This is a genomic window from Candidatus Methylomirabilota bacterium (assembly GCA_035315345.1).
GTDB lineage: Bacteria > Methylomirabilota > Methylomirabilia > Rokubacteriales > CSP1-6 > CAMLFJ01.
In genome coordinates, this window is the sequence record DATFYA010000205.1 from 80,870 (window position 1) to 93,392 (window position 12,523).

At 71.0% G+C, this 12,523-nt stretch carries 15 protein-coding genes and 4 tRNA genes; all 19 read left to right on the plus strand.

The window, feature by feature from the left end; translation table 11 throughout:
• Positions 1-4 precede the first annotated feature (4 nt).
• Positions 5-619, plus strand: coding sequence for an imidazole glycerol phosphate synthase subunit HisH (gene hisH / locus VKN16_26605; GenBank protein ID HME97794.1), 615 nt, complete (start codon positions 5-7; stop codon positions 617-619).
• Positions 620-634: 15 nt separating this feature from the next.
• On the plus strand, positions 635-1,354 hold the full coding sequence (hisA, locus tag VKN16_26610; GenBank protein HME97795.1) for a 1-(5-phosphoribosyl)-5-[(5-phosphoribosylamino)methylideneamino]imidazole-4-carboxamide isomerase: 720 nt from the start codon (positions 635-637) through the stop codon (positions 1,352-1,354).
• Between the two features lie 5 nt (positions 1,355-1,359).
• Positions 1,360-2,124: an imidazole glycerol phosphate synthase subunit HisF gene (gene hisF / locus VKN16_26615; protein ID HME97796.1), complete on the plus strand. Its 765-nt coding sequence runs from the start codon at positions 1,360-1,362 to the stop codon at positions 2,122-2,124.
• Complete coding sequence (gene hisIE, locus VKN16_26620) at positions 2,121-2,768, plus strand: bifunctional phosphoribosyl-AMP cyclohydrolase/phosphoribosyl-ATP diphosphatase HisIE (protein HME97797.1); 648 nt, start codon at positions 2,121-2,123, stop codon at positions 2,766-2,768. The genes hisF and hisIE overlap by 4 nt, the downstream gene beginning before the upstream one ends.
• A gap of 59 nt (positions 2,769-2,827) precedes the next feature.
• Positions 2,828-3,343 carry a hypothetical protein gene (locus VKN16_26625; protein HME97798.1) on the plus strand — a complete coding sequence of 172 codons (516 nt, stop codon included), beginning with the start codon at positions 2,828-2,830 and terminating at the stop codon, positions 3,341-3,343.
• Complete coding sequence (locus VKN16_26630; protein ID HME97799.1) at positions 3,340-4,116, plus strand: ABC transporter permease; 777 nt, start codon at positions 3,340-3,342, stop codon at positions 4,114-4,116. Before VKN16_26625 ends, VKN16_26630 begins: the two co-directional genes overlap by 4 nt.
• A complete protein-coding gene (locus VKN16_26635) occupies positions 4,113-4,877 on the plus strand; it encodes an ATP-binding cassette domain-containing protein (GenBank protein ID HME97800.1) in 765 nt (254 codons plus the stop codon). The genes VKN16_26630 and VKN16_26635 overlap by 4 nt, the downstream gene beginning before the upstream one ends.
• A 4-nt stretch (positions 4,878-4,881) precedes the next feature.
• A complete protein-coding gene (locus VKN16_26640) occupies positions 4,882-6,030 on the plus strand; it encodes an MlaD family protein (protein ID HME97801.1) in 1,149 nt (382 codons plus the stop codon).
• Positions 6,030-7,397: a DNA repair protein RadA gene (gene radA / locus VKN16_26645; GenBank protein HME97802.1), complete on the plus strand. Its 1,368-nt coding sequence runs from the start codon at positions 6,030-6,032 to the stop codon at positions 7,395-7,397. The genes VKN16_26640 and radA overlap by 1 nt, the downstream gene beginning before the upstream one ends.
• 7 nt (positions 7,398-7,404) lie before the next feature.
• Entirely contained in the window at positions 7,405-8,415 is a 1,011-nt protein-coding gene (locus tag VKN16_26650; protein ID HME97803.1) for a PIN domain-containing protein, read from the plus strand.
• Positions 8,412-9,095: a 2-C-methyl-D-erythritol 4-phosphate cytidylyltransferase gene (gene ispD / locus VKN16_26655; GenBank protein ID HME97804.1), complete on the plus strand. Its 684-nt coding sequence runs from the start codon at positions 8,412-8,414 to the stop codon at positions 9,093-9,095. The genes VKN16_26650 and ispD overlap by 4 nt, the downstream gene beginning before the upstream one ends.
• Positions 9,092-9,574 (plus strand): 2-C-methyl-D-erythritol 2,4-cyclodiphosphate synthase, encoded by a 483-nt coding sequence (ispF, locus tag VKN16_26660; GenBank protein HME97805.1) that lies wholly within the window; start codon positions 9,092-9,094, stop codon positions 9,572-9,574. Before ispD ends, ispF begins: the two co-directional genes overlap by 4 nt.
• Complete coding sequence (cysS, locus tag VKN16_26665; GenBank protein HME97806.1) at positions 9,571-11,001, plus strand: cysteine--tRNA ligase; 1,431 nt, start codon at positions 9,571-9,573, stop codon at positions 10,999-11,001. Before ispF ends, cysS begins: the two co-directional genes overlap by 4 nt.
• Positions 11,002-11,042: 41 nt before the next feature.
• A complete protein-coding gene (gene rlmB / locus VKN16_26670) occupies positions 11,043-11,825 on the plus strand; it encodes a 23S rRNA (guanosine(2251)-2'-O)-methyltransferase RlmB (protein ID HME97807.1) in 783 nt (260 codons plus the stop codon).
• Between the two features lie 34 nt (positions 11,826-11,859).
• Positions 11,860-11,934, plus strand: a tRNA-Thr gene (locus tag VKN16_26675).
• Positions 11,935-12,029: 95 nt separating this feature from the next.
• A tRNA-Tyr gene (locus tag VKN16_26680) sits at positions 12,030-12,115 on the plus strand.
• Between the two features lie 45 nt (positions 12,116-12,160).
• Positions 12,161-12,235 (plus strand) — tRNA-Gly (locus VKN16_26685).
• Positions 12,236-12,270: 35 nt separating this feature from the next.
• A tRNA-Thr gene (locus tag VKN16_26690) sits at positions 12,271-12,346 on the plus strand.
• Positions 12,347-12,382: 36 nt separating this feature from the next.
• The coding region (locus VKN16_26695; protein ID HME97808.1) for a GTP-binding protein at positions 12,383-12,523 on the plus strand (141 nt) is incomplete at its 3' end.

Below are 12,523 nucleotides of genomic sequence, written 5' to 3' on the forward strand. Positions count from 1 at the left end.
CCGCATGATCGCCGTCGTCGACTACGGGCGCGGCAATCTCGGCAGCGTGGAGAAGGCGTTCACCCGCGTCGGAATGCCGGCGGTGGTGACCCAGGACCCCGCGGTGGTGGACCGGGCCGAGGCGGTCGTCCTGCCCGGCGACGGCGCCTTCCACGACGCGATGGGCAATCTGCAGGCGCTCGGCCTGATCGCGTCGCTGCGCGCCTGCTTCGACAGCGCCCGGCCGTTCCTCGGCATCTGTCTCGGCTACCAGCTGCTGTTCACCGAGAGCGAGGAGTTCGGGCAGGGCAAGGGGCTCGACGTGATCCCGGGGGCGGTGCGACGGTTCCCCGGCACTCTCAAGGTGCCGCACATGGGCTGGAACCAGGTCGAGCACCGCGGCGACCTCCGGCTCTTCGATGGCATTCCGAGCGGGGCGCACTTCTACTTCGTGCACTCCTACTATCCGGAGACCGCCGACGACTCGCTGCGAGTGGCGTCGTGCACCTACGGGCTCACGTTCCCGGCCGCGGTCGGCCGCGGGCCGCTCTTCGCCACCCAGTTCCACCCGGAGAAGAGCCAGCGCTGGGGCATCCGGCTGCTCGAGAACTTCGCCGCGTTCGTGCGTGAGCGCCGCTGACCATCGTCGCGGGCCATGTTCGAGATCGTGCCGGCGGTCGATCTGAAGGCGGGGCGCTGCGTGAGGCTCATGCAGGGGCGCGCCGACGCCGAGACCGTCTTCTCCGACGATCCGGTGGCGATGGCCCGGCGCTGGGAGGCTTCGGGCGCCCGCCGGCTCCACGTGGTGGATCTCGACGGCGCCTTCGCGGGCGGGCCGGCCCAGACCGACCTGGTCCGCGCGATGATTCGCGCGGTGTCGATCCCGGTCGAGGTGGGCGGCGGCCTCCGCGAGCTGGCGCACGTCGAGGCGCTGCTGGAGGCGGGCGCCCGCTGGGCCATCGTGGGCACGCGCGCGGCGCTGGACCCCGGCTTTCTCGGCGAGGTGTGCGAGCGATTCGGCGAGCGGCTCATGATCGGCATCGACGCTTCCGAGGGCCGGGTGGCGGTGGACGGCTGGACCCGCGTGCTCGATCTCGACGCGATGGCCCTGGCCCGCGACGCGGCCGCGGCCGGCGCGGCCGGCATCATCTATACCGACATCGCGCGCGACGGTACGCAGGGCGGGCCCAATCTCTGGAGCACCGAGGCGGTGGCTCGGGCCGCCGGCATCCCGGTGCTCGCCTCCGGCGGCGTCGGATCGCTCGACGACATCCGCCGGCTCGCCACCGTCCCCGGCCTGGCCGGCGTGATCGTGGGCCGCGCGCTCTACAGCGGAGCGGTGGACCTGGCCGCCGCGGTCGCCGAGATCCGGTAGCCGTCATGCTCTGCAAGCGGCTCATTCCCTGCCTCGACGTGAAGGACGGCCGGGTGGTGAAGGGCGTGCAGTTCGTGGCGCTGCGCGACGCGGGCGATCCGGTCGCGGCGGCGCTGGCCTACGACGCGCAGGGCGCCGACGAGCTGGTGTTCCTCGACATCACCGCGTCGCACGAGGGCCGCGCCACCATGCTCGACGTGGTGCGTCGCACCGCGGAGGGCATCTACATGCCGCTCACGGTGGGCGGCGGGATCCGCTCGCTCGACGACATCCGCACCCTCCTGCGCGCCGGCGCCGACAAGGTGTCGCTGAACACCGCCGCGGTGGAGCGCCCGACCCTGGTCTCGGAAGCGGCCCGCGCGTTCGGCAGCCAGTGCATCGTGGTCGCCATCGACGCCAAATCCCGCGGGGCCGGCGCCTGGGAGGTCTACACTCACGGGGGCCGCCGACCGACCGGGCGGGACGCGGTGGCGTGGGCCCGAGAGGTCGAGCGTCTGGGCGCGGGGGAGATCCTGCTCACCAGCATGGACCGCGACGGTACCGGCGACGGCTACGATCTGGCCCTGACCCGCGCGGTGTCGGACGCGGTGTCGGTGCCGGTCATCGCCTCGGGGGGCGTCGGGCGGCTCGAGCATCTGCGCGAGGGCGCCGTCGAGGGCCGCGCCGACGCGGTCCTGGTGGCCTCGCTGTTCCACTTCGGCCAGCACACGGTCCCTGAGGCCAAGCGCTACCTGGCCGAGCGGGGCGTGCCGGTGAGGATCGGGCCGTGAGCGTGCTCGACGAGCTTCGCTGGGACGCGCAGGGGCTGATCCCGACGGTGGTGCAGGACACCGAGACCGGCCAGGTGCTCATGGTGGCGTGGATGAATCGTGAGTCGCTCGACGCCACGCGGCGGACCGGCGCGACCCACTTCTGGTCCCGCTCGCGCCAGAGCCTCTGGCGCAAGGGCGAGACGTCCGGCCACACGCAGCACGTCGATGGCATCTACGCGGACTGCGATCGCGACACGCTGCTGGTGCAGGTGCACCAGGACGGTGTGGCCTGCCATACCGGAGCGCGCAGCTGCTTCTTCACCCGCCTCGACGAAGGCGAGGCCGCGCCGGTCTCGACGGAAGGCGCGGGACCGGCCGTGCTGGAGGTGGTCGAGCGCGTGCTCGAGTCCCGCAAGGTCGCCCCGCCGCCCGGATCGTACGTGGCGGCCCTGCTCGGCAAGGGCGAGCCGCAGATCTGCCGGAAGATCGGTGAGGAGGCGACCGAGGTGGTCACCGCGGCGCTCGGCGGCGAGGGCGACGAGCGCGTCGTCTCCGAGATCGCCGACCTCTGGTTCCACACCATGGTGTTGCTCACCGCCCGGGGCATCCCACTGCGCCGGGTGTTCCGCGAGCTCGCGCGCCGCCACGCCGGGAGCAAGTGACCGTCCATCGGCGTCAGCGGAGCTGGGGGAGTGCGGGGGCCATGTCGAGGCCGCCGCAGATGAGCAAGGGGTCACGGCGGCTTCTCCTGATTGCGGTGTCCATCGTCGCCACCGCCTGCGCGACGGCGACCGGGCGCGTCGAGAACGGGGTGTACCACTCGGCCAAGGGCTATCGGGTGACGCTGCCGGCGAGCGGCTGGACGGTGGAGCCGGGCCCGCGCGCGGATCTGGCCCTGCAGGGGGCGGCCAGCTCGGGCGGCATGCTGGTCGACGCCACCTGCGGCGGGCGCGAGACCGCGCGCCCGCTCGACGTGCTGGCGCGGCACCTGACCTTCGGGCTCACGAAGCGCGACGTGATCGAGCAGGGGACGACCAGCGTGGGCGGACGCGAGGCCGCCCATTCGGTGGTGCGAGGGATGGCCGAGGGCCGAGACGTGACGGTGGAAGCCATGGTGATGCGGGCCGACCCGTGCGTGCACGACTTCCTGTACGTGGCGCCCACCGGCGCCTTCGAGGCCGGCCGGCCCGCGTTCCGCGCGTTGGTCGAGAGCTTCTCGCGGGAGCCGGGCCGATGATGGAGAAGGATCTCAGAACCCATCTCCGCGAAACCGCGATCTGGTACGGCGGGCTCGGGCTGCTCACCGTCCGGGTCGCGCGCAACCTCGCGCTGCCGCCGTCCTATTTCTGGGCGGTGGCGCGCGAGATCGACATCATCGGGGTGCGGTCGCTGACCGTCGCCCTCACCGCCGCGCTCTTCACCGGCATGGTGCTGGCCCTGCAGACCGCGGTGAACATGGCCCGCTTCGGGGCGGAGAACTACGTGGGCCCGGTGGTGGCGCTGTCGATCCTTCGCGAGCTGGGGCCGGTGCTCACCGCCATCCTGGTGGGCGGCAAGGTCGCCTCCGGCATCACCGCCGAGCTGGGCTCGATGAAGGTCACCGAGCAGATCGACGCCCTCCGCGCCCTCGGGGTGAACTACATCAAGAAGCTGATCGTGCCGCGGCTCATGGCCGCGCTCCTCGTCTTCCCCCTCGTCACGATCCTGGCCGACGGCATGGGGCTCCTCGGAGGTATGCTGATTGCCGTGTACGACCGCAACGTCGACTCGTATCTGTACTGGAACACCATCTCCTACTGGGTGGTGCTGAAGGACTTCCTGACCGGCGTCGGCAAGAGCGTGGTCTTCGGCGCGCTGGTCACCTTGATCGGCTGCTACAACGGGCTCGCCACCGAGGGCGGCACCGAGGGGCTCGGCCGCTCCACCACCGCCACCGTGGTGCAGGTGGCCATGGGGGTGATCGTATCGGACTTCTTCATCACCAAGCTGTTCCTCATCATGTTCTGGTGAGCGCCGCGATGGCCGTCGCCTCGCCTCTCGTCGAGCTGCGCGACATCCACAAGTCGTTCGGGCAGAACCACGTCCTGCGCGGCGTGAGCCTCGGCCTGAACAAGGGCACGATCCTGGCCGTGATGGGGGGCAGTGGCACCGGCAAGACCGTCCTGCTCCGGATCGCGGCGGGGCTCGTCCGCCCGGACAGCGGCGAGGTGCGCCTCTTCGGCACCCGCACCGATCGGATGCGCGAGGAGTCGATGCTGTCGCTGCGCCGGCGCACCGGCTTCGTGTTCCAGGGTGCCGCGCTCTTCGACTCGCTGTCCGTCTTCGAGAACGTGGCCTACGCGCTCCGCGAGCACACCCGGATGTCGCTGGGCGAGATCACCGATCGCGTGCACCACTTCCTCTCGCTGGTCGGCCTGCCCGACACCGACGACCTCCTGCCCGCCGAGCTGAGCGGCGGCATGCGCAAGCGGGTGGGCATCGCGCGAGCCCTCGTGATGGAGCCGGAGGTGGTGTTCTTCGACGAGCCCACCGCGGGGCTCGATCCGACGAACGCGCGGCTGGTGGCCCAGCTGATCGCGCAGCTGCGCACCGGGGTGTGCGACACCGCGATCGTGGTCACCCACGACGTGGAGTTCGCGGAGCTCGTGGCCGACCAGATGGCGATCCTGCTCCACGGGCGGTTCGCCGACATGGGCACCCCCGCCGAGATCCATCGCTCCCCCGATCCGGACGTCCGGCGCTTCCTGACCGGCGAGCTGCGCGAGATCTAGGGCCGTGGCCGACGGGCGGCAGTTCGCGCTGCAGATCCGGATCGGCGCCTTCATCCTGGCCGGCCTGCTCGTCTTCGTGGCCATCATCTATCTGCTGGGCGCGCAGGCGCGCTACTTCGAGCGCAAGTACGACCTCATCGCCGAGTTCACCGAGGTGGGTGGGCTCATGGAAGGCGCCACGGTTCGCCTGGCCGGCGTGCAGATCGGGCGGGTGACCGGCGTCGTGCTGCCCCCCGAGCCCGGCGGCAAGGTGCGGGTGACGCTCACGGTGGCCCGCCGGTACTCCGACCGCATCCGCCGCGACTCCGAGGTCCACATCGCCACCCAGGGCCTGCTGGGCGACAAGATCATCGAGATCTCCCTCGGCTCGCCCTCGGCGCCCCCGCTGCAGGCGGGCGACATGCTGGCCTCGAAGGAATCGTTCGAGATGCAGCAGATGTTCAAGACGGGCATCGAGACCTTGCAGACGGTCCGGGAGCTGGCCGCGAGCCTCAAGGGCACCGCGGAGCGGGTCGATCGCATCGCCAAGCAGGTCGAGACCGGCAAGGGATTCGTCCACACCCTGGTCTACGGCGAGCCGGAAGCGCTCGGCCGACTCAACGCGCTCCTCGTGCGGACTCAGGCGCTGCTGGCACGTGCCGAGCAGGGCGACAACGCGGTCGGCGTGATGCTCTCGCCGGAGAGCGGCAAATCGGTGCGCGCGCTGCTGGCCGCGATGGACGCGCTGAGCCGCGGCGCCGCCAAGCTCGAGTCCCGCGACAACCTGATCTCCGCGCTGCTCTACGACCCGCAGTACAAGGCGGTGGCGGACGACCTGCGCGCGGTGGCGCACAACTTCCGGGACGTCTCGGAGCGGGTGGCCCAGGGGCAGGGGCTCCTCGGTCAGCTCACCCGCGACGGCGCCGACGGTCAGGCCGGGGCCCTCGGCGACGCCACCGCCGACTTCCGCGTCGCGATGGCGAATCTGCGCGCGGTCACGGAGCGACTCAAGGCGGGCGAGGGCACGGTGGGCGCGCTGCTCGAGGATCCGACGGTATACGAGAACCTCGTGCAGTTCCTCGAAGGCGCCCGGCGCAGCTATCTCCTCCGGTCGCTCATCCGGTCGACGATCGAGTCGGGCAGCCAGGCCGGATCCGGGGCGAGCGGCCGCTGATGGCGCGCGAGCGGTCGGTCTATCGCTGCCAGGAGTGCGGCCTCGCCGCGCCCAAGCCGGGCACGTGTCCGGATTGCGCGCGGGTGGGCACGTACGTGCAGCTGGTCGAGGAGCGCCCGGCGCCCGCCCGGGGCAGCGCGCGCCCCGGCGTGACGTCCACCCGGCCCCTGCCGCTCGGGGACATCCGCGTGGACGGCGACGGCCACCGGACCTCGAGCGGCATGGCGGAGCTCGATCGGGTGCTGGGCGGGGGCGTGGTCACGGGATCGCTGGTGCTGATCGGCGGCGACCCGGGCATCGGCAAGTCGACCCTGCTCCTCCAGGTCAGCGGCGCCCTGGCCGGCCGGGCCGGCCCCGTGCTGTACGTGTCCGGCGAGGAATCCGCGGGGCAGGTGAAGCTTCGCGCCGACCGGCTCGGGGCGCCGCCGGCCGGCCTCTACTTCGTCGCGGAGACCGATCTCCAGGCCGTCGAGGCCCACGTCGCCACGCTGAATCCGAAGGTGCTGATCGTCGATTCGATCCAGACGGTCTACATGCCCGGCCTCGAGTCGGCGCCCGGTAGCGTGAGCCAGGTCCGCGAGTGCGGCGCCCGGCTCATGGCCCTGGCCAAGGGCCGGGGCATCGCCACCTTCCTGGTCGGACACGTGACCAAGGAGGGAGCTATCGCGGGACCCCGGGTGCTCGAGCACCTGGTGGATACCGTGCTCTACTTCGAGGGCGAGCAGCACCATGCTTACCGGGTGCTCCGCGCGGTGAAGAACCGGTTCGGATCCACCAACGAGATCGGGGTCTTCGAGATGGGGCACCGGGGCCTGACCGAGGTCGCCAACCCCTCGGGCTTCTTCCTGGCGGAGCGTCCCAAGGACGCCGCCGGCTCGGTGGTCGTGGCCAGCCTCGAAGGGACCCGCCCCCTGCTGGTCGAGATCCAGGCCCTGGTGACCCCGGCCGGGTTCGGAACCCCCCGCCGTACTGTGCTTGGCGCCGACTACAATCGCGTATGCTTGCTGCTGGCTGTGCTGGAGAAGCGGGTGGGCTTCCCGCTGCAGTCGCAGGACGCCTTCGTCAACGTTGCCGGAGGCGCGAAGGCGTTGGAGCCGGCCGCGGACCTGGGCCTGGTGCTGGCCGCGGCGTCCAGCTATCTGGACCGGCCGCTCCGCGGTGATCTGGTCGTGCTCGGCGAGGTGGGGCTGGCCGGGGAAGTACGGGCGGTGACCGGCCTCGAGACGCGGCTCAAGGAGGCCGCGGCGCTGGGCTTCACCGCCGCGGTGGTGCCGCAGAGCACGCTCGGGAGCGTGGCCGGCCAGCCGCTGGACGTCCAGGGTGTGGGCACGGTCGACGAGGCGGTGAAAGTCCTACTGGGGCCGTGAGGGCTGCATGCGAATCGGCATTCTGATCGTGCGGGTGCTGGTGTTGACGGCCGCCACCGCGGCCGGCTTCGCGCTGGCGCACGGGCTGGGGCTGCACGCGCCCAGCAACCTCTTCCTGGCCGGCGCCGGCTTCCTGGCCGGTGTGCTGGTGGTGCTGCTCGAGTGGCAGGCCCGTCGCGTCCCGGTGGACCGGCTCTTCTGGGGCGCCATCGGCGCCATGCTCGGCATCGTCCTCGGCCTGGGCCTCGGCACCGCGCTGGAGGCGGTGGTGCCGGGCGCGGGCGCCCTCGGCCGCGGACTCTTCGCGTTGCTGCTCGGCTATCTGGGCGCGACGGTGACGCTGCACAAGCGGGACGAGCTCGAGGACATGTCGGTCAAGCTCTTCCCGAAGACCGCGGTGCGCCAGGAGGGCGACAAGATCCTCGACACCTCCGTGATCATCGACGGGCGCATCGTGGACGTCTGCCAGACCGGGTTCCTGGCCGGCACCCTGCTGGTGCCGCAGTTCGTGCTGCGCGAGCTGCAGCAGATCGCCGACTCCGCCGACGCGCTCAAGCGCAACCGCGGCAAGCGCGGGTTCGACGTGCTGCAGCGGCTGCAGCGCGTGCCGCGCGTGACCGTCCGCATCGACGAGGTGGATTTCCCGCAGGTGCGGGAGGTGGACCGGAAGCTGATCGAGCTGGCCCGGGCCACCGGCGGCAAGATCGTCACCAACGACTACAACCTGAATCGGGTCGCCGAGCTGTCGGGCGTGTCGGTGCTCAACATCAACGAGCTGGCCAACGCGTTGAAGCCGGTGGTGTTGCCCGGCGAGCCGCTGCACGTGCACATCGTCAAGGAAGGCAAGGAGTCCAACCAGGGCGTCGCCTACCTCGACGACGGCACCATGGTAGTGGTCGAGCACGGCAAGCGGCTCATCGGCCAGACCGTCGACGTGACGGTGACCACCATCTACCAGACCGCGGCCGGCCGGATGATCTTCGCCCGCCAGCGCGACGAGGAGCAGGTCGCGCGGTGACCTACGCCATCGTCCCCGCGGGAGGCGTCGGCTCCCGCATGGGTTCCCCTCGGCCCAAGCAATACCTCCGCCTCGGACGGGCGCCGATCCTGGTGGCCACGCTGCGCGCCCTCGCGCGCACGCCGGGCCTGGCCGGCATCGTGGTGGCGGTGCCCGAGGCCCACGTGGCGGCGACGCGCCGGCTCCTCGCCCGGCAGCGGGTGCCGAAGATCCTCGATGTGGTGGCCGGCGGCGCGGACCGGCAGGAGTCGGTGTGGCGGGCGCTGCAGCGGGTGCCCGAGCGCGCGCGCTGGGTCGTGGTCCACGACGGGGTGCGGCCGTTCATCGCCGGCGGCCTCGTGGCGCGCGTGCGGACGGCGGCCGCCGGCGGGGCGGCCACCTGCGGCATGCCGGTGCGTGAGACGGTCAAGCGCGTGCGCGCCGGCGCCGTCGAGGCGACCATCGACCGCGACGGGCTGTGGACCACGCAGACGCCGCAGGTCTTTACCCGTGCGCTACTCTGGGAGGCCCACGAAAAGGCGCGGCGGGACGGTTTCGCGGGGACCGATGACGCGATGCTGGTGGAGCGGCTCGGGACGACGGTGGCGATGGTGCCGGGGCTCGAGCAGAACCTCAAGATCACGACACGGGAGGATCTCCGGACGGCCCGCGGCTGGGCCAGGCCCCGCCGCCGGGCATGACCGCGGTCCGGTCCGGGCTCGGCTTCGACCTGCACCCGCTGGTCGACGGGCGGCCCCTCGTGCTCGGTGGCGTGACGGTGCCGTCCGAGCGTGGGCTGGGCGGCCACTCGGACGCGGACGTGCTCACTCACGCGGTCTGCGAGGCCCTGCTGGGCTCGCTCGCGCTCGGCGATCTCGGGCGGCTGTTCCCCGACACCGATCCGCGCTACAAAGGAGCCTCGAGCCTCGGCCTGCTGCGGGCGGTGATGGAGCTGATCTCCAGCAAGGGAGCGCGCGTGATCAATGTGGATGCGACGGTGATCTGCCAGGCCCCACGCCTGGCCGCCCATCTGCCCGAGATGGCCCGGCAGATCGCGACCGCGATGAGCCTGGGCGTGGAGCAGGTGAGCGTGAAGGCCAAGAGTCCGGAGCACCTGGGCCTGCTCGGGCGCGGCGAGGGCATCGCCGCGATGGCGGTGGTGAGCGTGGAGGCCCGATGACCACCCGCGCGTTCAACACGCAGAGTCGGCGCAAGGAGGACCTGGTCCCGCGGCGGGGCGGCGAGCTGGGGGTATACGTCTGCGGGGTGACGGTCTACGACGTGAGCCACATCGGCCACGGCCGCAGCGCGATCGTCTTCGACGTGATCCGGCGCTATCTGCGCCACCGCGGGCACGCGGTCAAGTTCGTCAAGAACTTCACCGATATCGATGACAAGATCATCCGGCGCGCCAGCCAGGAGGGCGTCGCGGCCCGCGACGTCTCGGAGCGCTACATCGCCGAGTACCGGACCGACATGGCCTCCCTCGGCGTGCTGCCGCCCGACGTGGAGCCCAAGGCCACCGAGCACATCCCGCAGATGATCGCCCTGATCGAGCGGCTGATCCGGCAAGGCGTCGCCTACCCGGTGGACGGCGACGTCTACTTCGAGGTGCGGCGCTTCCCCGGCTACGGCAAGCTCTCGGGGAAGAACCTGGAGGATTTGCGGGCGGGCGCGCGGGTCGAGGTCGACGAGCGCAAGCGCGACCCCGTGGATTTCGCCCTCTGGAAGGCCACCAAGCCGGGCGAGCCGTCGTGGAAGAGCCCGTGGGGCGACGGCCGGCCCGGCTGGCACATCGAGTGCTCGGCGATGGCCATGCAGTATCTCGGCGAGACGCTCGACGTGCACGGGGGCGGCGAGGACCTGATCTTCCCGCACCACGAGAACGAGATCGCGCAGTCCGAGGCCGCCACCGGCAAGCCGTTCGCGCGATACTGGATGCACAACGGCTTCGTGAACCTGGACGACGAGAAGATGTCGAAGTCGCTCGGCAACACGCTCACCATCAAGGAGCTCGTCCGCCGCCACGATCCCGAGGCGCTGCGGCTGTATCTGCTGGGCACGCACTACCGGAACCCGCTCGAGTTCGCCGACGAGCGCATCACCGAGGCCGGTCGCGCGCTCGCCCGGCTGCGTTCGCTGAAGGACGAGGCCGAGCGTATCGCCGGGCGCGGAACCCCGGCGCCGGGCCCCGACGGCGGGCTGTTCGAGCAGGTCGCCGCCCATCGCGCGCGTTTCGAGGCGGCGATGGACGACGACTTCAACACGCCGCAGGCGCTGGGGGCCCTGTTCGACCTCGCCCGGGTCCTCCACACCGTGCGGGAACAGGTCGCCCAGGGCACCCTCGGCGCGGGGGCGTTCCTGCTCGGGGTGGGTGAGCTGGTGGTCCTGGCCCAGGTGCTGGGGCTGCTGGAAGGGACCGGCCGCCGGCCGGCCAGCCTGGACCCGCAAGTGAAGGCGCGCATCGAGTCGCTCGTCTACCTTCGGCAGGAGGCCCGCCGGCAGCGCGACTTCGGCGAGGCCGACCGGCTGCGGGAAGAGCTCTCCCGCCTGGGTGTCGTGCTGGAAGACACGCGCGACGGAACGATCTGGAAGCTCCCGTCATGACTCGCGAACGATTCGAGGACACGCGAGGCGGCAGTCCGCGCCTGGCGTCCGAGGACGAGCCTCGCCCCCTTTTCGGCCGGAACCCGGTCCTGGAGCTGCTCCGGGCCGGCGGCCGACGCGTGGAGGAGGTCGCCATCCTGGCGGAGGGCCGGGGGCCGGCGCTACACGAGCTTTTGGGCCTGGCCAAGCGGCAGGGGGTGAAGATCTCCTACCGGACGCGCGATCAGTTGAGCGCCATGGCCGGTGACCCTCACCACCAGGGCGTCGTGGCCCGGGTGGCGGGCGCCAGCTACGCCGCGCTGGCCGACATCCTGGAGATCCCGGCGGCTCGAGGGGAGGCCCCGTTCTTCCTGGCGCTCGACCAGGTTCAGGACCCTCGGAACCTCGGGGCGGTGCTCCGGACCGCGGAGGCCACCGGGGCGCATGGGGTCGTGGTGCCCAAGCACCATGCGGCCGGTCTCACCAGTGCTGCGGCCAAATCGGCGGTGGGCGCGGCCGGCCTGGTTCCGGTGGCCCGGGAGACGAACCTGGTTCATGCACTGGAAGTACTCAAAAAAGAAGGCGTGTGGACGATCGGAGCCGTCCCGGCCGGAGGGAGGCTCCCCTGGGAGACCGACCTGGCCGGCCCGGTCTGCCTGGTTCTGGGCGGTGAGGGAGAGGGGCTGCGGCCCCTGGTCGCCAAGAGTTGTGATCTCCTGGTGAGCCTGCCCATGCGGGGACGTCTCGCGTCGCTGAACGTCTCGGCCGCTGCCGCGGTTCTCTGCTACGAGGTGGTGCGTCAGAGGGCCCGAGAGAAAAATCTTGACAGAAAACCCTTGACTTGATGGGCCCTCAAACCTAGAGTGAAGTTTTGCGACTGCTGGCGTAGCTCAGGGGTAGAGCAACTGCCTTGTAAGCAGTGGGTCGGGGGTTCAAATCCTCCCGCCAGCGCCAGTACCGCCGGCCGGTCGCGCGGGCCAGCGCGACGAGACCCACGAAAGTAGCCACACCATCAACCAGGCGATCAGAGCGTTGCGGTCAGGGGAGGCGGGGAGATACCCAAGTGGCCAAAGGGGGCAGACTGTAAATCTGCTGGCGAACGCCTTCGGAGGTTCAAATCCTCCTCTCCCCACCACTTGCCGCCATTCGACGCGAGATATCGAGCGCATCGGGAGCACGGGCGGGAATAGCTCAGCGGTAGAGCGCCAGCCTTCCAAGCTGGGGGTCGCGGGTTCGAATCCCGTTTCCCGCTCCATAGACCGGCGCGACGGCACGAGGTTCGTCATTCAAGCCCATGTAGCTCAGTCGGCAGAGCGCGTCCTTGGTAAGGACGAGGTCTCCGGTTCAATCCCGGACATGGGCTCCATCATCACCGACCGGTAGAGACGAGGGAGGCCCCCGGATGGCCAAGCAGAAGTTTGATCGGACGAAGCCGCACGTGAACATTGGGACGATTGGGCACATTGATCACGGCAAGACGACGTTGACGTCGGCGATCACGAAGGTGCTGCACACGAAGTTCAACGCGGTGGCGGTGCGGGAT